The organism is Phyllobacterium zundukense (assembly GCF_002764115.1).
GTDB lineage: Bacteria > Pseudomonadota > Alphaproteobacteria > Rhizobiales > Rhizobiaceae > Phyllobacterium > Phyllobacterium zundukense.
The window spans coordinates 3,323,408-3,346,169 of sequence record NZ_CP017940.1; the positions used below are offsets into that span (position 1 = coordinate 3,323,408).

Below are 22,762 nucleotides of genomic sequence, written 5' to 3' on the forward strand. Positions count from 1 at the left end.
GTTCGTTATTGGCCGAGCGAAACGGCGACGTTGACCGCAGCGGCAACAAGCACCGTATTGAAAAAGAACGATATAATGGCATGTAACAAATTAATCTTGCGCATATCTGTACTGGTGATGGCGGTGTCCGAGGTCTGCGCCGTCATGCCGATGACATAGGAAAAGTAGAGAAACTCGATGCCTCCTGGCTCCTTGCCGCCGGGAAAATCCAGCCCGCCGACATGTTCTCGCGGCTTGTCCTTGGTCCCCTCGGCATCCTCGTCCGGCTGCCAATAGAGATGGGCATAGTGAATGGCTGCCATCATATGGATTGTCATCCAGCCAAGAAAAACCGCGGCAAGCGCCAGAGAAAGATCGAAGGGTTGCGGGTTCTGGCCGGAATTCAGCAACACGAAAAGCGAACCGACGGCGACGACAACCGCGCCAAAGGTGACCGCGAAGATGATCCAGACCGGTTCATCCGACCGCGCCGCATTCTTGCGCAGATATTCCGGCGTCAGTTTGCGGACCTTGATGGCCGAGAGCGTCAGGTAAACCACAAAAAACGCATTGGCCGCGGCGGCGTAGGCAACATGCGGCGCGAACGCCAAAGCCAGCGCCAACGTGGCAAGGCCGATAATTGCAGCAAGATAAAATGGATTGTGGCGCTTCCACATGCCCTGTCTACTCCGATGCAATGGCGGCCGGCCGCTGCATGTCGATGTGGGGGATATCGTCCTCGAGATATTCCTCCGACACCGGCACAAAGCCGAAGGATTCGTAGAAGCGCTTCAGGTGGCTCTGCGCCGAGAGCTTGATCGGGCTTTGCGGATAGAGTCTTTCGCATTGCGCGATCGCCTCGACCATCAGCCGGTCGCCGAGCTTCTTGCCGCGATGTTCGGGCGAGACGACGACCCGGCCGATCCGCGCTGCCGGGTCGCTTTTCGCCGGTTTGCGGATACGCGCGCTTGCGACGAGTTCCTTAGCCAGAAGCAGGCGCAGATGCAGCGCGTCGGCATCCTTGCCGTCGAGCTCGGGATAAGGGCACTTCTGCTCGACGACGAAGACATCCACCCGCAATTTCAGCATGGCGTAGAGGTCGCGCGGCGAGAGTTCATCGAGGCCGGACAAAACAACCTTGTAGTTAGGCGCGTTCATGATCGCTCGAGGCTCTAGAAGGTTACGACGCTGCGGATCGACTTGCCCTCATGCATGAGGTCGAAGGCGGTATTGATCTCTTCGAGCGGCATTTTGTGCGTAATGAGCGAGTCGATATCGATCTTGCCCTCCATGTACCAGTCGACAATCTTCGGAACGTCGGTGCGGCCGCGTGCGCCGCCAAAGGCCGTTCCGCGCCAGTTGCGTCCGGTGACGAGCTGGAACGGCCGCGTCGAGATTTCCTTGCCGGCTTCCGCCACGCCGATAACGATGCTGGTGCCCCAGCCGCGATGGCAGCATTCCAGCGCCTGGCGCATGACATTGGTGTTGCCGGTAGCATCGAAGGAGAAATCCGCGCCGCCGTCAGTCAGGTCCTGGATGGCCGACACGACTTTGTCATTGCCGACGTCGTTGGGATTGATGAAGTGGGTCATGCCGAACTTCCTGGCCATCTCTACCTTGCCGGGGTTGAGATCGACGCCGATGATCTTGTCGGCGCCGACCATGCGGGCGCCCTGGATGACGTTGAGGCCGATGCCGCCAAGGCCGAAGACCAAGACATTGGCGCCCGGCCAGACCTTGCCCGTATAGATCACGGCACCGATGCCGGTGGTGACGCCGCAACCGATATAGCAGATCTTGTCGAAGGGCGCGTCTTCGCGCACCTTGGCCAGCGCGATCTCCGGCAGGACGGTGAAGTTCGAGAACGTCGAGCAGCCCATATAATGGAACACTTCGCCGCCATCGCAGGAGAAGCGGCTGGTGCCGTCGGGCATGACGCCCTGGCCTTGCGTGGCGCGGATCGAGGTGCACAGGTTCGAGCGCTGCGACAGGCAGGTTTTGCACTGGCGGCATTCGGGCGTGTAGAGCGGGATGACATGGTCGCCAACCTTAAGCGATGTCACGCCAGCGCCGAGTTCACGCACGATGCCCGCGCCTTCATGGCCGAGGATCGCCGGAAACTTGCCTTCCGAATCAAGGCCGGACAGTGTGTAGGCATCGGTATGGCACACGCCCGTCGCCATGATTTCGACGAGCACTTCGCCGGGCTTGGGGCCGCCGATCTCGATTGTCTCGATGGTCAGTGGCTTTTTGGCTTCCCAGGCAACGGCGGCGCGCGATTTCATGAATGTCTCCCTATGCGTCTGTGCAACATGCTGATTTGCAAGTGTGCACTATCGGGATGGCATGGCCGATCGTCAATCGAACGAACGACATTTATCGTTCGCAAACGACGCCGATGATTTTCTCTGTCCGCAACTTTCCGGATCACTCAATGATACGGACTTTTGAGCTAGCCTTGCGTTCAATGGGGACTGCAGAGCGGCTATCCAGATAGGCGGATATTTCCACCAGGCTGGCGATTCCATTCCGGTTGCTGTCAATTGCGGCAAAACTATCCGCAATGAACCCCCACCCGACCGCATTGGCGCGTTCGGCAGTCAGTGGTTTGGCGCCGTTTTTGGTCGCAGCATCATATTTCTCCTGCAACTGAAGGTCGGCCTCCGCCTGCACATTTTCCTGATTGAACTCGGGCCGCACGGTCCCGGGCGGCGGCGGATAGGCCATCCCATCGGCGATCGTCACCAGGAGCGGATGCGATGTTTGGATAATGACCGGTTTGATCAGGCTCCCGGCCAAAACGGATGCGGGGAGAAAGGCGGCAACGGCAAAGGCGGCGGCGCTTAAGAAACAAAATTTCTTCATTGGTTCTCTCCTAATTCGCAGCCATGGAGGACGTATTATGGACAGGCGGCGCCGAATAGGGCGGGGCCTGATAGAATTCCACCAGATCTTTTTTGAACTGAATGCGGGAACTCTCCTGATAATAGAGCATGTGGCCGCCCTCATAGGTCTTGAGCGGTATCCTCTCCGTCAGTTTCACTTTGCGCAGATCGAGTTCCGTCGGGTAGAACGGCGTTACCTGATCGTAAAACCCATGCGCCACCATGATTTTCCATGAGGGATCGACGCTCAGGCCACTCATCACATCCGGTACTGCAGTCGTGGTCGCCCTGGTTTCGCGTCCTCCGCGATTCCAGTTCCAATAACGGTTGGGCGAGATGTTATCCGAGTTCAGGTGCGTATAATAAGATTTGGCGGTGTAACCGATATAGGCCGGAAGAAATTTCGCGAAAGCATTGTGGAAACCGACTTGCTCATAATAGTCAAAATTATAAGGTACGCCGCTCAGAACCTTCATGCGACCGTCATAGACATTGAGCAGGTAACCCGGCACCAGCCTTGATTTGAAGTCGGCAAAACTCAGAATCGGACTGCTTGCCCCGTCGAACGCATCAAAGCCTGTATATTTTTGCATGTCTGCCGGGAATTGCGGATTTTCCTTGAGAAACCTGTCCCATTTTTTTTAGATTTCCCCGCATCTATGGCCGGCAGATAAATGTCATCGACATACTTTTTAGCCTTGTCGATGAAATCTGCAACCGTCAGATTTCCGCGCATTGTCCCTATTCCATGGTAGTCCGCAATCAGTGCGAATGTGGGCAGCCATGCTCCGCAAGGGGTCACCGTAAGCACCATATTTTGCGTGCAGTTCACGCTCATATCGAGTACCGGCGACAGCAATATGGAGCCAGCCAGATAATTTGCCGGCTTGCCGGAGGGATCGGGATCATACCGGCTGCCCTTGGCGTTCAGCAGCAGATTGGACAGGATCGGCACACGAATACCCGCACCGTAGGATTCACCAAACAGATATTTGGGCGAGCTTTGACGATTGTGCAGATTGATATAGCGGGTAATAAAATCCCGCATCAGATCCGCATCACGCGTGACGCCCCAAAAATACTGGTTCGTATGGGAAATGACCGTTTTTGGGTTGGCCGGATCGGATTTGTCGTAGGTCGTTACGGCAACCGAATGGCCGGTACCGGGCGGATCGACGAAGACGAGATCGGATTGGTCAAGAAGGCTTTCCCGGTTTTCAACGAGCGGGAAATCAGTAGGTGCAGCTATTTCCGCGCCTTCAGCCACCTCGGGATTGCCGGTCGCTAGACGCCAGGGCGCGAGCGCTCCCATATGGAGCCAGATGGAAGCGGAACCGGGGCCGCCATTGAAGAAAAAGGTAACCGGCCTTTTGTCGAGGGGCAAATTATCGCGCGTGTAGCTCGTATAGAAAATTGCCGCTTGGGCATCTTTGGGTTGGTCCGGTTTGTCCGGATCTTTCGGCGCATAGGCCAGGAGATGCCCCGCGGATGCCGTGAATTTGATAGACTGACCGCCGATGACCATTTCATGCCGTTTGGTGGCCGGGGTTTCATCCACGAGCGCCAGATCAAGCGTGCCACTCACCGTGGTATCGTATGTGTTCGTGTCATCCACCGCGTGGTCTACCGGCGCTGCCAGATCGAAGGCTTCCTGCTCCAGCCCGGCGCTTTGCAGCGTATCGACGGCATCCCTGATCTTGCCTGCCTTTACCAGTTCATCGGCATTCAGCCTTGCCGTTTCTTGAAGTGTTGCCGGCTTGTCGTCCGCCGCCTGGCCATCCAGACGTACCTGCTGCTCCTCCAGTTTATTGTCAAAGGTCCCCCCGGACGTCGGATTATCCGGCTCATTGCAAGCTGCGAGAAAAGCCAAAACCGATAATAAGAAAATTCTGAAATTCATTTTAAAAAAGCTCCGTAAAAAGAAAAGCTTTTCAAATGAGAGCTGCAGACGTCAATTAGCCTAAAGTTTAATCGGCGCACGAAATTGCGTATTATTTAGTCAAAATGGCGTGGGTTCTTCAGTCCTGCCATTTGGGATTGAGCCGCCTGGACATCCCCATGCGAAAATTTGTGGACTTGGGCGAGCAAACCTTGTCAAACGCCGCGATGCTTGCGAATGGACCGAACGCGTGAAAGACCTGCCTGCCCTCCCCGTCACCGAGATCCTGAGCGAGCTCGACGCTGCTCTGGCAAAGGGTGACGCCGCGGTTTTGGTGGCGCCGCCTGGTGCCGGCAAGACGACGCTCATTCCCCTTCATCTCTTGAACGCACCCTGGCGGGAGGGCCGCACCATCATCCTGCTCGAGCCGCGCCGCCTTGCTGCGCGCGCCGCGGCAAGCCGCATGGCCAACCTGCTGGGTGAAGATGTCGGCGCGACTGTCGGCTATCGCATGCGGCTCGATAACAAGGTGTCGGCAAAGACCCGTATCCTCGTCGTCACCGAAGGCGTCTTCGCCCGGATGATCCTTGACGATCCGGACCTCACCGATGTTGCGGCCGTGCTTTTCGATGAATTCCACGAGCGCAGCCTCGACGCGGATTTCGGCCTGGCGCTGGCGCTGGACGTGAGGGGTGCACTGCGCCCGGACCTGAAGATCCTCGTCATGTCGGCGACGCTGGATGGCGCGCGCGTGGCATCGCTGCTCGGGGATGCGCCGGTGCTGGAAAGCAAGGGCCGCTCGTTTCCCATTGATCTCCGCTATCGGACCCGCAATCCCGACGAGAAGATCGAGGACGCCATGGCCAAGGCCATTCGTGACATTCTGGGGAGCGAGACCGGCAGCATCCTCGCCTTCCTCCCCGGCCAGCGCGAAATCGAGCGCACGGCTGACGCACTCGAGGGCCGCGTGGGCGCGGATACACTTATCGTGCCGCTTTACGGCGCGCTGGAGGGCCGCGATCAAGACCAGGCGATCAGGCCGGCGCCCGCTGGCAAACGCAAAGTGGTGCTTGCCACGTCCATCGCCGAAACCTCGATCACCATCGACGGCGTGCACGTCGTCATCGACAGCGGCCTGGCGCGCCTGCCGAAATTCGAACCCGCAACGGGCCTCACCCGGCTGGAGACTGTACGGGCGGCACGCGCCGCCGTCGACCAGCGCGCCGGCCGCGCCGGGCGAACCGGGCCCGGCATTGCGCTGCGCCTGTGGCGCGCCGAGCAGACGGCAGCACTCGAAGCCTTCGCCCCGCCGGAAATCCTCGAAGCTGACCTCACCGGACTTGTCCTCGATTGCGCGGCTTGGGGCGTTGCCGATCCGGCGACCCTTGGCTTTCTCGACGCGCCGCCGGCTCCGGCGATCAAGGAGGCCAAGGCACTTTTGGAGAACCTGGGCGCACTGGAAGGTGACCGCGTCACGCCGATGGGCAACGCCATGCGAGCGCTGGCTCTGCCCGCCCGGCTGGCTCACATGGTCCTGACCGCGCGCGAACGCGGGCAGGGTTTGCGGGCTGCGGAACTCGCCGTGCTTCTCACCGAACGCGGTCTCGGCGGCAACGATATCGATCTCGATGTTCGGCTCATCCGCTTCCAGCGCGAGCGGGGTGACCGCGCTATACGTGCACGTTCGCTGGCAAAACGCCTGGCGGGAAATAGCGGACCGGCACCAGCGGAACTGGACAGTGTCGGCCGCCTGCTGCTTGGTGCCTATCCCGACCGCCTCGCCAAGGCACGCGGCAATGGCCAGTTCACGCTCGCCAACGGGCGGGGCGGTGAAGTCGATCCCACCACATCTCTGGCAAAATCGCCGTGGCTGGTCGTTGCCGATCTCGCCGGACGTGCCGGGCGCGCACGCATTCTTGCTGCAGCGGAGGTGACCGAGGCGGGAATCCGCGAGGCGCTGGCAAATCGTATCGTCAACGGCCGGCAGGTGACCTACGATCCGGTTCGCAATGCCCTGCAGGCGCGCGACGCCACGCGCATCGGTGCGATTGCGCTTTCCGAAAAGACACTGCCCGCGCCGAGTGGCGAGGAGGCTGATCGCGGCGTCATCGCCGCGGTCCGCGCCCACGGGCTCGACATCCTGCCGTGGTCGAAAGAGGCGACGATCCTGCGCCGCCGCCTCGCGTGGCTGCATCAGGGTCTTGGCGCACCATGGCCCGCTATGGACGACGCTGCCCTCATCGCAACGCTCGACGACTGGCTTCTGCCATTCCTGAAAGGTACGGCGCAACTCGGCCAGATTCCGGCACACGTGCTGATAGAGGGCCTGCGCTCTACCGTGCCCTATGATCTGCAGCGCAAGATCGAGGCACTTGCGCCAACGCATTTCGAGGTGCCTACGGGTTCCAATATTCCGATCCGCTACGATGCCGGTGAACCGGTGCTGGCCGTGCGCGTGCAGGAATTGTTCGGGCTTGCCACGCATCCGGCTATCGCCGGCGGAACGATCCCCTTGCTGCTTGAGCTGCTGTCGCCGGCGCACCGCCCGATCCAGATTACCCGCGACCTGCCGGGCTTCTGGAAAGGCTCGTGGTCAGACGTGCGCAGTGACATGCGCGGCCGCTATCCCAAGCATGTCTGGCCGGAAGATCCGGCTTCCGCGACGCCGACCAGCCGCGCCAAGCCGCGCGGGACGTGACGCATTCAGCGCGGATTTGACTTGACCCTGTAGAAATCTCATATCTACCAAATGAGAAAAATACAGGAATGACCGTGCCGAGCGCTGACAAGACTATTGCTGTCACTTCCAAGCCATCCGCTGCCACGCGGATTGCTACCCGGCGAAGCCTGGCCGTTTCCCGTGCGCGTGCTGCAAGTGAAGCGCTCGCTGAACTTGGGGTAGAAGTGAAGGTAATCGGTTCGCTCGCCAACGGACGTTTCGGTCAGTCGTCGGACATTGATTTCCTCGTTCTTGAATGTCCTCGTCACCTAAAATATGGGATTGAGGGTATCGTCGAAGATTGCCTGCAAGGTTTCCGGTTCGACGTCATCTATTTTGATGACATACCTCCTCATAAACGCGACCGTTTTAGCAAGGAGGCGGTCTGTGCGAGGCATCTTCGTTGATATAGAAAATGAACTGAGTGACATTGGTAGTGAGGTCGAGATGCTGGTTCGCGCCGTCGCCATCTACGAACGCGACGGGATAAATGCAGAACCCGCCTGGTTGTGGCTCGCGATACAAGGCCTCGCCTCAGGACTCGAAAAAATCTATACCGGCTGCGAACGGGTTATGGGAATGATCGCGAACGACGTTGATGATGCCAAAGTCGATCACAGTGAAGGTTGGCACATTTCACTTCTGAAGCGAATGGCACATCCATTTCCTGGCATTCGCGGGGCTGTAATCACCGATGAATGTTATAAGGCCATGGACGTGCTGCGTGCCTTTCGCCACCGCGAACGAAACAGCTATGGATTGATGCTGGACAGTGAGGTTGTGCGGAACAGAGCACTCCAGGCGGAGACTGCGTTTTGCAGATTTCGCGACGAGGTCCGGGCTTTCTCGCTCTTGCCTGTTAGCAAAGACTCCGATCTTTAGCACCCCATGGTTCAGGATTTCGGCATACGCTCATCTTATCTGTCGCGCCGCCTGCGGCTGACAACGCTCATCCGCTTGCGCTGGCTTGCCGTCGCCGGCCAGAGCATCGCTGTACTTTTCGTCGCTCTCTATCTCAAATTTCCCTTCCCCGTCAGCATCTGCTTCGCGCTGATCGCCTGCTCGGCATGGCTCAACCTTCTGATGTCGTTCCGTTATCCGATCAACCACCGGCTCGAGCCGCGCGCGGCGATTACGGTTCTTGCCTTCGATATCCTGCAGGTGGCGGGCCTGCTCTACATGACCGGCGGGCTGCAAAACCCGTTTGCCGTGCTGATGATCGTCCCGGTCATCATTTCCGCGACGTCGCTGCCGGCCTATGCGACCGCGGCGCTCGGCCTGCTCGTTACCATCTGCGCCACCCTCCTGGCAAACGTGTATCTGCCGCTGCCCTGGTATCCCGGCGAGACGATGCAGCTGCCCTTCGTGCTGATCGCCGGCGTCTGGTGCTCCGTGGTTTCGGCGCTGGCCTTCACAGCCGTCTATGCCTACCGCGTCGCCGAAGAGGCCCGCCTGCTCGCTGACGCCCTGACCGCCACCGAACTGATCCTGCAGCGTGAACAGCACCTTTCCGCGCTGGATGGGCTTGCTGCTGCCGCCGCCCACGAACTCGGCACGCCGCTTGCCACCATCGCGCTTGTCGCCAAGGAAATGGAGCGAAGCCTGAAGCAGGACGAACGCTACGCCGAAGACATCGAGCTCTTGCGCTCACAGACGGAACGCTGCCGCGAAATCCTGAAACGGCTGACGAGCCTTTCCTCGACCAGCGAGGAACACATGTCGCGATTGAAGATTTCCTCGCTGATCGAGGAAGTCATCGAGCCCAATCGCAATTTCGGCATCAACATCAAGGTGACCAAATTGCGCGGCGAGGGTATCGAGCCGGTCATCCGCCGCAATCCTGGCATCATCTATGGCCTTGGCAATCTCGTCGAGAACGCGGTCGATTTTGCCCGCGAGACCATCGAGGTCAACTGGGGCTGGACCGACAAGAGCCTGGAGATCATCGTCAGCGACGATGGCAAGGGTTTCGCGCCCGATATTCTGGACCGTATCGGCGAGCCCTACACCACCGGGCGCGATCGCGAGACCAATGAACATGGCGGCGGACTGGGCCTCGGCCTGTTCATTGCCAAGACGCTGCTGGAGCGCTCAGGGGCCTCCATTACCTTCCGCAACCGCAACGATCCGGGCCAGGGCGCGGAAGTCGTCGTGACCTGGCCGCGCAATCAATTGATGCCAGATTGATAATCTTTGACATTTTGTTCATTGCGAACCATTAGAGCATTATACGGTAATGAAACGCATTCTATTTACCGCACAATGCTCTACGGAGTATATTTGTAGAAAATGAGCAGGAAAACCTGATGGACAACACGGATCAGGACGATATTGCAGCCATTGGCGGTGATCGCACGCTTCTTCTTGTTGACGACGACAAGCCATTCTTGCAGCGCCTTGCGCGTGCCATGGAGACCCGCGGCTTCACTGTCGCCATCGCCGACTCGGTTGAAGCGGGTCTTGCCAGCGTCAAGACCCAGGCTCCCGCCTATGCGGTCGTCGACATGCGCCTTGGCGACGGCAATGGTCTCGACATCATCGAGGCCATCCGCGCGCGCCGCGAGGATACACGGGCAATCGTCCTGACCGGCTATGGCAATATTGCGACGGCCGTTAACGCGGTCAAACTCGGCGCTATCGACTATCTGTCGAAGCCTGCCGATGCGGATGAGGTCTTTGCCGCGCTGACCCGGCGCTCCGGTGAGAAAATCGCCCCGCCGGAGAATCCGATGTCAGCGGACCGGGTCCGCTGGGAACACATCCAGCGCGTCTACGAAATGTGCGACCGCAATGTTTCCGAAACGGCCCGCCGCCTCAACATGCATCGCCGCACCCTGCAGCGCATATTGGCAAAGCGTGCACCTCGTTAGGTGCCACGCTTATCTGCCCCCATGTGGGGGAGAAAGCGATTTCAGCATCTTAGCGAGCGCAGCGAAGCTCAAGTGCTAGAAATCGCAAGAGAGGGGATTTGCTTCCCCGAACTACCCCCTCACTTGGATTTTCCAAGAATTTAGCAAAGGGGCTAAATCCAAGAAAATCGCTTTCTCTCCCGCAAGGGGAGAGATAATCGGCATCTGCCGTATGTACCTACTCCAAATCCGTCTCGGGCAGATGGATGCCTGACAGCTCGGCCAGCGTCATGCGCGCCGCACTGACCCGGGCAAATCGCAGCGTCATGGCCTTGCGCGTTGCGCCTGCCAATTTGTGCTCCGGCGCATCGCGGATGATCTCCGCACCATAGCCGTCGGAAAGGATGAACCCGCAATCCTGCGGGAAGATTTCCGCCGGAACACCGGGATGCGTGGCGAAGAACAGCCGGTCGCAATGCTCGCGGTAGATCGGCCACTTGCGGTCCACCTTCCAGTCCTCGATCGACGACTTGATCTCGACAATCCAGATTTCACCGCTGCGCGTCAGTGCCACGAGATCGGCGCGGCGGCCCGATGCCAGCGGCAGTTCCGGCATCACTGCTAGACCGAGCTCAAGGAAAAGCCGCTGCACGCCGCGCCGCACCAGCATGGCGTTTTCCGATTGCCGCCCGTCGGCGAGCGGGTTTGTCTGACCTGGAATCACAAGGGGCATGGCCTGAACAATATCGGCAAATTTGCAACCATGCGCGAGAAAACGCACCGCAACGTTGAAGAAAGGCATGGTTAACAGGAAACTACGCTTTACGGTTAATCAGGCATTAACAATAGTGGCCCTACAGAGGCAATAGAAAAAGCCAACACAGATTCGCATAATATTCAATGGGGTGACCATGCAACTGAAGACTATCGTCCTTGCGGTTGGACTGATGGGTGCAACCGTTCTGAGCGGCTGTTCGACCATCGGATTCAGCTTTTCGACCGCTTCCTATAATTCCGTCGTTGACGCCGGCTATGTCATTCCCGCAATTCCTCGCACCAAGATCCCGCCGCAGTTCCTGCGTCAGGAAGTCCGCTATGAGGGCGGCGAGGCACCGGGGACGATCATCGTCGATACGGGTGCGAAATATCTCTATTACGTCCTCGGTGGCGGCAAGGCGATGCGCTATGGCATCGGCGTCGGCAAGCAGGGCTTCGAATGGCACGGTTCCGCACGCGTTGCACTGAAGCGCGAATGGCCGACATGGACACCGCCGAAGGAAATGATCCAGCGCCGGCCTGAACTTGCCGAATTCCGCGATGGCATGGATCCCGGTCTGCAGAATCCGCTCGGCGCCCGCGCGCTCTACCTCTTCAACAAGGGTGGCGACACCGGCTACCGCCTGCACGGCACGCCGGAATGGTGGTCGATCGGCAAGGCCATGTCCTCCGGCTGCATCCGCCTGATGAACCAGGACATTATCGACCTCTACAACCGCGCGGAAGTCGGCGCCAAGGTCGTCGTCAGGTAATTTGCTGGCTCATGGATTAATCGAAAAGGCCGCTTTCGAGCGGCCTTTTTATTTGCCGAACCGAATTTTGCCGTGTTGACCTGATCGATAGGCCGCCCATAGATTGCGCCCTGTAGACTTCAGAAGTTGCGCATAAACTGGCCAGGAAAACATCATGTTCAAAACCGTTCCCACCACGCCATTCGACGACCAGAAGCCCGGAACCTCCGGCCTGCGCAAGAAAGTCCCGGAGTTCCAGCAGAAAAACTATGTCGAGAACTTCATCCAGTCGGTGTTCGATTCGCTCGAGGGCTTCAAGGGCAAGACCCTGGTGATCGGCGGCGACGGCCGCTACTACAATCGCGAGGTGGTGCAGATCGCCCTCAAGATGGCGGCCGCCAACGGCTTCGGCAAGGTCCTCGTCGGCCAGGGCGGCATCCTGTCGACGCCCGCCGCCTCCAACGTCATCCGCAAATACAAGGCGTTTGGCGGGCTCGTTCTTTCCGCCAGCCACAATCCCGGCGGCCCGACCGAGGATTTTGGCATCAAATACAATATCGGCAATGGCGGACCTGCGCCGGAAAAAATCACCGAAGCGATCTTCGCCCGCTCCAAGACGATAACGCAATATGTCATCGCCGAGGCGCCGGACGTCGATATCGACACCATCGGCACGCAAAAACTCGCCGGCATGGATGTGGAGATCCTCGATCCGGTCGCCGATTACGCCGCGCTGATGGAGGAACTGTTCGATTTCGATGCGATTCGCGCGCTGATCAAATCAGGCTTCACCCTGCGCTTCGATTCCATGCATGCGGTCACCGGACCCTATGGCAAGGAAATTCTCGAACACCGCCTTGGCGCACCGGAAGGCACCTGCGTCAATTTCGTGCCGCTGCCGGATTTCGGCGGGCACCATCCGGACCCGAACCTCGTCTATGCCAAGGACCTCTATGATCTCCTGATGTCTCCCGATGGTCCGGATTTCGGTGCCGCCTCCGACGGCGATGGCGACCGCAATCTCATCATCGGCAAGGGCATTTTCATCACCCCGTCCGATTCGCTGGCGATGCTTGCGGCCAATGCGCATCTCGCACCCGGCTACAAGGCAGGGCTCAAGGGCATCGCCCGGTCCATGCCGACCAGCGGCGCCGCCGACCGCGTCGCGGAGAAGCTGAAGATCGGCATGTATGAAACGCCGACCGGCTGGAAATTCTTCGGCAATCTGCTCGATGCCGGCATGGCGACGATCTGCGGTGAGGAAAGCGCCGGCACCGGCTCCAACCATGTACGCGAAAAGGACGGGCTCTGGGCCGTTCTGCTCTGGCTCAACATCCTTGCGGTGCGGCGTGTCAGCGCCATCGAGATCGCCAAGGAACATTGGGCAACCTATGGCCGCAACTATTATTCGCGTCACGACTATGAGGGCGTCGATACCGCTGCGGCCAATACGCTGATCGACGATCTGCGCGCGAGACTGCCAAAGCTGCCCGGAACGTCGGTCCAGGGCCTGACCATCGAGACCGCCGATGATTTCGCCTATCACGACCCGGTCGACAAGTCGGTCAGCAAGCACCAGGGCATCCGCGTCCTGTTCGAAGGCGGCTCGCGCGTCGTCTTCCGCTTGTCGGGAACCGGAACGTCGGGCGCAACGATCCGCGTCTATGTCGAGCGCTACGAGCCCGATCCGAAGCGCCATGATCTGGAAACCCAGAGCGCGCTTGCCGATCTCATCCGCGCCGCCGAGGATCTCGCCGGTATCAAGGTCCATACGGGCCGCGACAAGCCCAGCGTGATCACGTGATCGGCTCTGGACCTTGCGTTTCGATCTGATAGAATCTGAGCATTATTTTAGCTTAGGATTTCCAATGACGAATACGACTTACAATTTGGTGCTGGACCATCTTCGTGCAATCCGTGCTGATGTTGCCTCGATCAAATCCGAGACGAAGGACATCAAAACACGGATGACTGCGCTTGAGATCGCTATGGCAGGTTTTGCTTCTTCTGAAATGAACCATTTTGCCAGCTTGGCGGGAAGGGCAGATCGAACCGACAGCCGATTGGACCGGATCGAGCGTCGACTCGAAATCATCGACACAGCCAACTAGCGCAATGCTTGTTTAGACAAAATCGCGCCCTCTCCCCAAGGGAGAATAGTGCGCTCCACCCTTGCCACCTCTTTCTTCTCCCCAGCGGGGAGAAGGTGGCCCGAAGGGTCGGATGAGGGGGATGCATTGCCTCCGCCAAAACAGGAGACGATCTAGAGCAAGTTTTATCTATTTAGAGTCGTTCTGCCGGAGGGAATTCGTGGACAAGGTCAAGGGCTTTGGCGAGGCCGATGTTTATCCATCGGACGACGCCGAAGACCGCAGGATTTGGCCCGAATTCACCCGGCCCTTCGGGTTTCCGGATGGCGGCCAACCACTTTGTCAGCTGGCTTCGTCCGATGGAAAGACATCGGCCTCGCCACCTTCCGCGTGGATTGCCTCGCCGTCCGGGAAACAGAACTGGCTCTAAATAGACAAAATTTGCTCTAGCGCAAGACCGGTGGCTTGCCCCGACAAACGTGCTCTAATTCGCGTGCGACCCGTGCGCCTGTATGATCGCCTCCGCTTCCTTGCCGTATAATTCCTCGAAATGATCGAAGCTCTTGGAGTAGGTGCCGATGCCCTGCGTAGCGGAGCGCAAAGAACGTGCCAGTTCGTCGAGCGCGCTGCCGGGAATGAGAGCCCGGAAATTATCCCACCCCTTTGCCGATTCGTCCCGGTCGAACCCGAGGACCTGCCCCTTGAAGGCCGAGACGATCGGCACAAGACTGCCGGAGTGGATGGAAGGGATGTGAATCTCCACCCGGAATATCGGCTGCATCAGCACGGCGGAAGCTTGGGCAAGCGCATCGCGTACACCCATTTTGCCCGCCGCCCGGAACGCGAACTCCGAACTGTCGACGGAATGGTGCTGGCCATCGGTCAGCGTCACGCCGACATCGATGACCCGAAGACCCAGGGGACCTTTTTCCATCGCCTCGCGAGCCCCCGCCTCGACGGCCGGGATGAAGTTGCGCGGAACGGCGCCACCCTTGACGGTTTCGGCAAAGGTGAAACCGTCGCCGCGCCCATTGGGGTGGACGCTCAGTTTCACGTCCGCAAATTGTCCGGCGCCGCCGGTCTGCTTGCGATGGCGGTAATGAACGTCCGACGATTTTGAAATCGTCTCCCGGTAAACCGGGCTGGGCATCCGGTCCGATACATCCACGTGGAAGACCTCGGCCAGCGTCTTGCAAAGATCGCGCAAGTGCACAGGTCCCTGGGCGGAGATCAGCTGGGCACCGGTCCCCTCCTCCTGCACGACCTTCAGACCGCGATCCGTCTCGGTAAGTTTCGCCAGTGTTTCCGAAAGCTTGGTTTCGTCGCGTTCGCTTGCCGGTACCAGGATTCTTTCGAGCATCGGTGTCGGCGGTGCCGTCCATTCGGGTGCCGGGAGAGCGGCATCGGCCGTCAGCAGCGACGGGACAGGCAGGTGATCGGACTTGACCGTGGCGAAGACATATCCCGCTGCTGGCGTTTCCGTCGCAATGGGCTTGCCCGTTCCTGGATCCTGCACCGGCCCCAACCGTGATCCACCCAGCACCGCCCCTTGTTTCAGCCCATTGGCAATCGCACGGACAAGCACGGTCTTGCCAACATTCTGGCGATAGTAGGCATGAAAGCCAACGGCCGCCAATGCAGTTTCATTGCCGTTGCCAGCAGCGGCGAGCCGTTTTCGCAGCGTCTCGACCGGCGGTGCTTCATGGCGGAGTGCCTTCATCAACCGCATGATACCGTTGCTGTGGCTTGCGGCGCCGACGAGTACCGGGATGATCTTGTTCTCCCGCAGAACCCGCGAGGAGATGGCATAGATGGCGTCGCTGGGCGGTTCGCGGTCTTCGATAAGTTCTTCCAGGAGCCAATCGTCGAATTCGGAAAGATGCTCGAGGAATTCGGCCCGCGCCTCGTGTTCACGCTCCACGTCGCTTTCGGGGATCTCGATCAGCGATGATGGCTGGCCTTCCCGGTAGCGCCAGGCCCGCTCCGAAATCAGGTCGCAACTGCCAACGATCTTGTCACCTTCCCTGATTGGAATCTGCCGGAGGATCAGCGTGTGGCTGGCATAGTCCTGCAGGGAGGCGATGACATCTCTCAGCCGTCCCCTTGGTTCATCCATCCGGTTGACGAAGAGGATGCACGGCGTTCCCGATGCTTCGATGACCCGCAGATACGGGGCCGCGAGGACAGCCTCTTCCGGCGCGGGTGAAACACACAGGATGCAGGCATCGCTTGCCAGGAGCGCATCCTGCGCATGGGCCAGGGCTTCGCCCGATCCCGGCGTATCCAATGCACACCATGCTTCATTGCCGAAGGTGAACTCCGTCAGGCCCAGCCCGTATGGAGAGACCGATCTCTTCGGTGCACCTTCCAGCGCGGCCAGCTTTTCCACCACCGTGGATTTGCCGGTCTGCGAGGGTCCAAGTATCGTAAAGCAGCGCATTGGCCATCCTCCCTCAGCCATGTTCACTATTCTCCCATCACCAAGATGCCCCGAACCGGCGCGATACGCTAGAGCAAGTTTTGTCTACGCGGAGCTATGAATCTGGTCGAAATGGCGTGAGCCATTGGCGCGCACGAGCACGCAATATCGAACAGCAAATGACAGGATCGCCAAAAAGACCTCACTCGCAGAGAGAAGGAAACGAGAGTAGAATTCGCGAGGTCGGAAAGACGGTAGTGTCCCGTCCAACGCAGGACCCAATAGCAAGGGCTTCTTCACCTTGCTGGAGAGGGTGCCATGGGAGCAGATCACGCCGAGCGGCGGCTGGTTGCAATTCTTGCTGCCGACATTGTGGGTTATTCGCGACTTATCGAGGCCGACGAGGCTGGCACGCTGGCCGCAATGAAAGCTTTGCGCTCCGAAGTCATCGGGCCCTTGCTGGCCGAATATCACGGGCGGATTGTCAAGCTCATGGGCGATGGCGCGATTGTGGAATTTGGTTCAGTCGTCGACGCTGTCGTTTGCGCGGTTGCTATGCAAAGGGAAATTGCTGCACGCCAATCGGCGACACCACCCGATCACCGCATTATTTTTCGCATGGGCGTCAATCTCGGCGACGTCGTGGTTGAAGGTGATGACCTGCTCGGCGATGGGGTAAACGTCGCCGCTCGCCTGGAACAGCTCTGCGAATCGGGCGGGCTCTTCGTATCCGGGACCGCCTATGATCAATTACAGGGCAAGCTCGAACTGCCCCTGGAATTCATCGGCGAGCGGCATGTGAAGAACATCACGCGGCCCGTGCGTACGTATCGCGTACGGTTCGAAGGAGCCGCACGCGACAAGCGATTCAGCATCAGGCCATGGCACCAATGGGCCATGCTCGCGGTACTTGCCCTGCTTGTCTTATCAGCTGCCGGGTCTGCTTTCTGGTCACGGCCAAGCGAGACAAATGCGGAAACAGCGTTCATTGCCCGCATGAAGTTTCCACTTCCCGACAAGCCGTCGATCATCGTCCTGCCGTTCGATGATTTCAGTTCCGATCCCGAGCAGGCCTATTTCGCCGACGGAATAACGGAAGATCTGATCACAGGGCTATCGAAATTGCCGGGCATTTTCGTTGTCGCTCGCCATTCGGCGTTCACTTACAAGGGCAGGCCCACGAAGGTGCAAGACATCGCCGAGGATATGGGCGTGCGCTATGTACTGGAGGGCAATCTGCGGCGTGATGGGAAGCAAATTCGGATCGAGACGCAGCTCATAGACGCGATCAGTAATCAGCGCCTATGGGACAAGCGTTATGATGGGACCATGGCCACCATTTTTGCGCTCCAGAACAAGATCATCGGAGAAATCACATCGACGCTGCCGATCGACGTCGCGGCCGCACAGGCGACTGAACCGGAACCGGCGGAGACGACCCCCGAAGCCTATGACGCCTTGCTCCAGGGTTGGGGGCATTTTCGCCGCAACACCGACAAGGAAACGCTAAAGGCAATTGCGCTTTTCGATACAGCCGTAGGCCTGGACACCTATTATAGCCGCGCTCATGCAGCACTCGCTGCAGCAAACTGGCGAATGGCGGTTTCCCGTTGGGACTCTGGCAATCTGGCGTTCCAAAAAGCGATGCATCGTGTCGATCAGAGCCTGCCGATGGCCATGCTGTACCAATGCCCCCTCGCCTATGCGATCTCGTCGGAGGTTCTGGCGGCGCATGGCGGTTATGACCAGGCCCTCATTGAAATCAGCCGCGCAATCAGGCTCGACCCGAACGAGCCTGAAAGCCACATCCGCAAGGCACGCTTTCTGAACGCCACCGGCCGAGCGGCAGAAGCGGAACAGGCAGTGCGGCTGGCCATGCGTCTCGATCCGAAATATCCACCGGATTATCTCCGGACATTGGCGATCTCCCTATTCCACCAGGAGAAATATGAGAACGCGGTCGAGACGCTCAAATTCCTGATCGCCTTGGAATGGGATATTGCCGACGACTACGCAACACTGGCGTCGGGTCTGGGCCATCTGGGGCGCACGGGTGGCGTTCAGCTCAACATCGCCAAATTCAATGGCATTGCCGTACCGGATGGCCGGGGTCCGCTAACGGTGCAGGGAATCGCATGGCGATGGTATGACGACATGTTCGATTATGACCCGGCCTATCGCAACCAGCTGCTGGAGGGTTTGCGCAAGGCCGGCGTGCCGGAGGGAGCAGGAACGGATATTCCATATGAGACCTATGCGCGACCTGTCAGCAGGGTCAACGGCGAATTCTCAATTAACGGCACGTCAAAAATAGCTGCGGCCACGGCCAAACGGCTGTACGACCAAGGCGCCAAGCTTGTTGATGTTCGCAGTACTGTAGGTTTCGATCACACACATATCCCTGGATCCATCAACCTGCCAGCAACAACTGTTCTCTCGGCAGACGCGCTTTCCCAGGCCGTTGGCAAGAACGAGGACGTCATCTTCGCCTGCCAGGGCAAGTATTGCGCGGACGCGGCCTTCGCATCTGCCAAAGCCTTGGCATGGGGCTATACAAAAGTCTCCTATTTCGCCGATGGATGTTCCGCGTGGGAAGATGCAAATTACCCGATGGAGATAAGCCCAAGAAAAATAAGGGGCCCTGCGCTTCCGCAAAGGCAAGAGCCTTGAGATCTAGAACCATTTAATCCGGAACAGCTACGGCTCTACTCAAACACGATCGCCGGAGCCGCCCTTCCACCCTTCGCCGCAGCAAGCTGGTCCCAGACCTTGGCGGCGATTTCGCGGTAGGCTTTTGCCTGCGGACCATCGGGATTGCTCACGACCACCGGTTTTCCACTGTCGGACGTCTCGCGGATTTCCATGACCAGCGGCACTTCGCCGAGGAACGGCACATCGAGGCGCTCCGCTTCCCTGCGCGCGCCGCCATGGCCGAAAATGTCGTAACGGGCGCCGGTGTCCGGCGCGATGAAATAGCTCATGTTCTCGACAATGCCGAGCAAAGGCACATCGACCTTCTTGAACATGTTGAGGCCCTTGCGCGCATCGATCAGCGCCAGATCCTGCGGCGTCGAGACGATGACGGCGCCCGCCAGCGGTACCTGCTGCGCCATGGTCAATTGCGCGTCGCCGGTGCCGGGCGGCATGTCGACAACCAGTACATCGAGATCGCCCCACTGCACCTCGCGCAGCATCTGCGTCAGTGCCGACATGACCATCGGTCCGCGCCAGATCATCGGGGTTTCCTCATCGACCAGGAAGCCGATCGACATGACTTTCAGGCCGTAGCCTTCCATCGGCTTGAGCACCCGGCCCGATATCACTTCCGGCTTGCCATGCAGGCCAAGCAGGCGCGGCATGGAAGGCCCGTAAATGTCCGCATCGAGAATGCCGACGCGGTGGCCATTGGCCTGCAACCCCAGAGCGAGGTTGACCGCCGTGGTCGACTTGCCGACACCGCCCTTGCCCGAGGCAACCGCGATGATCGCGCCGACGCCGGGTACACCAGCCTTGACCGGCGCCGCGGCGTGGCCGTGCGTATGTCCAGGCTGTGCCGGTGCACCTTGGGCGGGTACGCGCGGTGGTGGAACCGCACCCGCCGGTGCCGGCCGCTGTACGGGGCGTGGTGACGGCGCGGCTCTGGGCGGTGCATCGTCGCTGGTCGGCCCGCCTTTCTTCTCCGCGGTCAGCGCGACGACGGCGCCGGTGACGTCCGGCATGTTCTTGACGACGCGCTCGGCGGCAGCGCGCAGCGGCTCCAGTTCCTGGGCGCGCGCGGCTGGCACGGTGATCGAGAAGAACACCTTGCCATCGGCAATGAAAATATCCGAAACGAGGCCGAGCTCGACGATATTGCTGTTGAAGTCTGGACCGGTCACTGTCTTCAGCTGTTCGAGGACCTGGTCTTTCGTCACGCCTGCCATTGCAATTCCATCCCTGTCATTCCTTGGAGCAATTCCAGGAAAAGTGTGAAGCGGTTTTCCCAATCGGAATTGCGTAATACGAAGATGCTTTCAAATAGTGCAGTTGAAGCGAAACGCCAATGGTCATTTGTCCACGAAACCGATGGCCTGACCCATTCATCGCGAATCTGTCGAGGCGGTGTACCGGCCGGCACGGCTCGTGGCACGATGAGTCGCGAAACTTGAACGTGTTTCCCCAGCTATTGGGCGGTTTCGCACGAGAACGGTCAGAATTCGCAAGGAACCGGCGAAAATGGCACGCGAATCTGCGATTCTGGCACCATTTTATCAACCGCGCGGTGCAATTTGGTTGCCTAGAGTTGAGTGACCATGCGGTGCGAGCCCGGGTGGCTCATGCGAACGAAGGTGATGGGCTTTTGCAGCACGAAGGTCAGACGTTCGATGACGAACACCGAATCCTTCTCGTTGACGCCAAGGATTTCAGCCTCTTCACCCCCCGCCAGATCGGCATGAAAAACGATTTCGGCCTGTGAGAACGGCGAATGGGTGACCAGCCATTCATTCGGGCTGATCGTCTCGAATGTCTCATGGCGGATAGAGGGTACGGCATCGAGATTGACCCAGCGATCCTCGTATTGATAGGGCTTGCCATCGGAAAGATGCAGGCAGCGGACATGCAGCATCTCTTTGGCTTTGGTGAGGCCGAGCCGTTTGGTGACGGTCACCGGTGCCTTCTCAACTTTATTGGACAGCAGGCGGAATTGGTAGATTCCGCCTTTGTTTTCAATCTCTTGGCGCACGATCGGAATGACGAAGCGCGCCTCGCGCATCGGGTGGAGTGCGACGCGGGTGCCAGCCTTGCGCTTGCGCACCAGCACGCCACCGCGCGCCAGTTCCTGCAAGGCGCGGTTAACCGTGGCCCTTGCGCAGCTGAACTCGACGGCCAGCACTTCCTCGCCCGGAATCAGCGCGCCGGGCGCCCAGACTCGCTCGGCGATGCGCCGCGCCATCTCCGCCTTGATGGCATGGAATGATTTTCGCGCGGTTGCCGTCACACTCTCTCCAGTATCGCTGCCAGGCGAGTTTTGTAGGTTTTGACTATCGCCGTCCGGTCGCGATGCCGGCCCTCGTGCACCACATGGCGCCCCGCCGACCAGACATCGCTGACGGCCTGCCTGTCGCCCGCAAAAATCCAGCCGTCAAGCAACCTGTCGCCGGTCAGGCCAAAAAGTGCAGCACTTTCAACATCTAAGGAGATCATGTCCGCCCATTTGCCGGGCACAAGGCTGCCCGCATCGCGACCGAGAGCCTGAGCACCGCCCGCCAAAGCCGTGTCATAAAGCGTGCGGCCGCAGGACTTGCCTTGGACCGACAGGGTAACGCGCGCGATATCCCGCAACCGCTGGCTGTATTCGAGCTGACGCAATTCTTCCGATGGCGAGATGCGGATGTTCGAATCCGATCCGGTGCCGAAGCGGCCACCTTCGCTCAAGTAGTTGACTCCATTGAATATTCCGTCGCCTAGATTGGCTTCTGTGATCGGGCAAAGTCCAACCACGGCGCCACTTTGTGCAACCCGCTGCGTTTCCTCCGGCGTCATATGGGTGGAATGGATCAGGCACCAGCGCTCATTGACCGGCAGATGATCGAGCAGCCAGCTCATCGAGCGCTGGCCATAGGCCGCCTTCACCTCTTCGATCTCCGGTATCTGCTCGGCAATATGAATGTGGAAGGGCATCCCGCGGAATTGCTGTTCCAGCGCCTTAAGGTCGCGCTCGTTCACGGCGCGGATCGAATGTGGGGCGACACCGAAACCTGCGTCGAGGCTGACGCTTTTTGCAGCCTTTTCAGCAGCTTGTGCCAGTTTGACATAACGCTCCAGATCGTTGCCGAAGCGTAGTTGCCCGCCCGCCAGTGTGCGCCCGTCAACGCCGCCCTGCGCGTAGGCGACTGGCAGCAGCGTCAGACCAATGCCGGTCGCGCTGGCCGCCGCTGCGATCCGCTCCGACAATTCGCTTAAGTTGGCATAGGGCTCGCCGCCCGGCTGATGGTGAACATAATGGAACTCCGCGACGCTGGAATAACCCGACTCCAGCATCTCGACGAAGGCAAAGGCGGCGATCGCCTCGATGTCTTCGGGGCCCAGGATATCAAGAAAGCGGTACATGATCTCGCGCCATGTCCAGAAGCTGTCACGTCCAGCCGGGCTGCGCGCTTCGGAAAGCCCGGCCATGCCGCGCTGGAAGGTGTGGCTGTGCAGATTGGCCTGCGCGGGGAGCAGGACGTCAACCGAGTAAGCATTTGATGAAACTGCGCTTTTTGGCTCGACCGAAGCGATGCGACCTGCGACATCCATGTGCACGAGGACGTCGTCTTCCCAGCCTTTCGGCGTGAGGGCTTTCCGCGCAAAAACAGATTTTGTGGCTTCGCTCATTTCTTCTCCCGCAACCGATTGACATAATATGTATATACATAATAATGATATGAGCAAGACCATAATGGGGACGCTGT

At 59.2% G+C, this 22,762-nt stretch carries 21 protein-coding genes; 10 read left to right on the forward strand and 11 right to left on the reverse strand.

The window, feature by feature from the left end:
- Positions 1–5: 5 nt before the first annotated feature.
- From BLM14_RS16700 to BLM14_RS16725, 6 genes are all read right to left on the reverse strand, one after another.
- Positions 6–656 carry a DUF1345 domain-containing protein gene (locus tag BLM14_RS16700; protein WP_100000423.1) on the reverse strand — a complete coding sequence of 217 codons (651 nt, stop codon included), beginning with the start codon at positions 654–656 and terminating at the stop codon, positions 6–8.
- A gap of 7 nt (positions 657–663) precedes the next feature.
- Positions 664–1,137, reverse strand: a complete 474-nt coding sequence (locus BLM14_RS16705) for a GNAT family N-acetyltransferase (protein ID WP_100000424.1) — start codon at positions 1,135–1,137, stop codon at positions 664–666.
- A gap of 14 nt (positions 1,138–1,151) precedes the next feature.
- Positions 1,152–2,264, reverse strand: a complete 1,113-nt coding sequence (locus tag BLM14_RS16710; RefSeq protein WP_100000425.1) for an S-(hydroxymethyl)glutathione dehydrogenase/class III alcohol dehydrogenase — start codon at positions 2,262–2,264, stop codon at positions 1,152–1,154.
- A 142-nt stretch (positions 2,265–2,406) separates the two neighbouring features.
- Positions 2,407–2,844: a hypothetical protein gene (locus BLM14_RS16715; protein WP_100000426.1), complete on the reverse strand. Its 438-nt coding sequence runs from the start codon at positions 2,842–2,844 to the stop codon at positions 2,407–2,409.
- Between the two features lie 10 nt (positions 2,845–2,854).
- Entirely contained in the window at positions 2,855–3,457 is a 603-nt protein-coding gene (locus BLM14_RS16720) for a hypothetical protein (RefSeq protein ID WP_100000427.1), read from the reverse strand.
- Positions 3,403–4,764 (reverse strand): S10 family serine carboxypeptidase-like protein, encoded by a 1,362-nt coding sequence (locus BLM14_RS16725; protein WP_100000428.1) that lies wholly within the window; start codon positions 4,762–4,764, stop codon positions 3,403–3,405. Before BLM14_RS16725 ends, BLM14_RS16720 begins: the two co-directional genes overlap by 55 nt.
- A gap of 229 nt (positions 4,765–4,993) precedes the next feature.
- On the opposite strand from BLM14_RS16725, the gene hrpB reads away from it, so the two are divergent.
- The 5 genes from hrpB (at position 4,994) to BLM14_RS16750 (ending at position 10,332) form a co-directional block, all read left to right on the forward strand.
- Entirely contained in the window at positions 4,994–7,441 is a 2,448-nt protein-coding gene (gene hrpB, locus BLM14_RS16730; protein ID WP_100001415.1) for an ATP-dependent helicase HrpB, read from the forward strand.
- A gap of 68 nt (positions 7,442–7,509) precedes the next feature.
- Positions 7,510–7,869, forward strand: a complete 360-nt coding sequence (locus BLM14_RS16735) for a nucleotidyltransferase family protein (RefSeq protein ID WP_100000429.1) — start codon at positions 7,510–7,512, stop codon at positions 7,867–7,869.
- Positions 7,850–8,344, forward strand: coding sequence for a ribonuclease toxin HepT-like protein (locus tag BLM14_RS16740; RefSeq protein WP_100000430.1), 495 nt, complete (start codon positions 7,850–7,852; stop codon positions 8,342–8,344). The genes BLM14_RS16735 and BLM14_RS16740 overlap by 20 nt, the downstream gene beginning before the upstream one ends.
- A gap of 6 nt (positions 8,345–8,350) precedes the next feature.
- Positions 8,351–9,649 (forward strand): ActS/PrrB/RegB family redox-sensitive histidine kinase, encoded by a 1,299-nt coding sequence (locus BLM14_RS16745; protein WP_100000431.1) that lies wholly within the window; start codon positions 8,351–8,353, stop codon positions 9,647–9,649.
- A 119-nt stretch (positions 9,650–9,768) separates the two neighbouring features.
- Positions 9,769–10,332: an ActR/PrrA/RegA family redox response regulator transcription factor gene (locus BLM14_RS16750; RefSeq protein WP_100000432.1), complete on the forward strand. Its 564-nt coding sequence runs from the start codon at positions 9,769–9,771 to the stop codon at positions 10,330–10,332.
- Between the two features lie 217 nt (positions 10,333–10,549).
- Here the strand turns inward: BLM14_RS16750 and BLM14_RS16755 are convergent, their stop codons facing one another.
- Complete coding sequence (locus BLM14_RS16755; protein WP_100001417.1) at positions 10,550–11,044, reverse strand: MmcB family DNA repair protein; 495 nt, start codon at positions 11,042–11,044, stop codon at positions 10,550–10,552.
- Between the two features lie 178 nt (positions 11,045–11,222).
- Here BLM14_RS16755 and BLM14_RS16760 point away from each other — a divergent pair, with 178 nt between their 5' ends.
- The 4 genes from BLM14_RS16760 (at position 11,223) to BLM14_RS16775 (ending at position 14,339) form a co-directional block, all read left to right on the forward strand.
- On the forward strand, positions 11,223–11,840 hold the full coding sequence (locus tag BLM14_RS16760) for a L,D-transpeptidase (RefSeq protein ID WP_100000433.1): 618 nt from the start codon (positions 11,223–11,225) through the stop codon (positions 11,838–11,840).
- Between the two features lie 154 nt (positions 11,841–11,994).
- Entirely contained in the window at positions 11,995–13,623 is a 1,629-nt protein-coding gene (locus tag BLM14_RS16765) for an alpha-D-glucose phosphate-specific phosphoglucomutase (protein WP_100000434.1), read from the forward strand.
- A 13-nt stretch (positions 13,624–13,636) separates the two neighbouring features.
- The gene (locus BLM14_RS16770; protein ID WP_133123940.1) at positions 13,637–13,930 is read left to right on the forward strand and encodes a hypothetical protein; all 294 of its coding nucleotides are present in this window, start codon (positions 13,637–13,639) and stop codon (positions 13,928–13,930) included.
- A gap of 199 nt (positions 13,931–14,129) precedes the next feature.
- Entirely contained in the window at positions 14,130–14,339 is a 210-nt protein-coding gene (locus BLM14_RS16775) for a hypothetical protein (protein ID WP_100000436.1), read from the forward strand.
- 54 nt (positions 14,340–14,393) lie between these two features.
- Here the strand turns inward: BLM14_RS16775 and BLM14_RS16780 are convergent, their stop codons facing one another.
- Positions 14,394–16,349, reverse strand: a complete 1,956-nt coding sequence (locus BLM14_RS16780) for an elongation factor G (RefSeq protein ID WP_100000437.1) — start codon at positions 16,347–16,349, stop codon at positions 14,394–14,396.
- A gap of 297 nt (positions 16,350–16,646) precedes the next feature.
- Here BLM14_RS16780 and BLM14_RS16785 point away from each other — a divergent pair, with 297 nt between their 5' ends.
- The gene (locus BLM14_RS16785; protein ID WP_100000438.1) at positions 16,647–18,998 is read left to right on the forward strand and encodes a rhodanese-like domain-containing protein; all 2,352 of its coding nucleotides are present in this window, start codon (positions 16,647–16,649) and stop codon (positions 18,996–18,998) included.
- Between the two features lie 35 nt (positions 18,999–19,033).
- Here the strand turns inward: BLM14_RS16785 and BLM14_RS16790 are convergent, their stop codons facing one another.
- The 3 genes from BLM14_RS16790 to BLM14_RS16800 form a co-directional block, all read right to left on the reverse strand.
- A complete protein-coding gene (locus BLM14_RS16790) occupies positions 19,034–20,251 on the reverse strand; it encodes an Mrp/NBP35 family ATP-binding protein (protein ID WP_100000439.1) in 1,218 nt (405 codons plus the stop codon).
- A 353-nt stretch (positions 20,252–20,604) separates the two neighbouring features.
- Positions 20,605–21,261, reverse strand: a complete 657-nt coding sequence (locus BLM14_RS16795; RefSeq protein WP_100001418.1) for a GntR family transcriptional regulator — start codon at positions 21,259–21,261, stop codon at positions 20,605–20,607.
- 41 nt (positions 21,262–21,302) lie between these two features.
- Complete coding sequence (locus tag BLM14_RS16800; protein ID WP_100000440.1) at positions 21,303–22,685, reverse strand: formimidoylglutamate deiminase; 1,383 nt, start codon at positions 22,683–22,685, stop codon at positions 21,303–21,305.
- Positions 22,686–22,762: the final 77 nt, after the last annotated feature.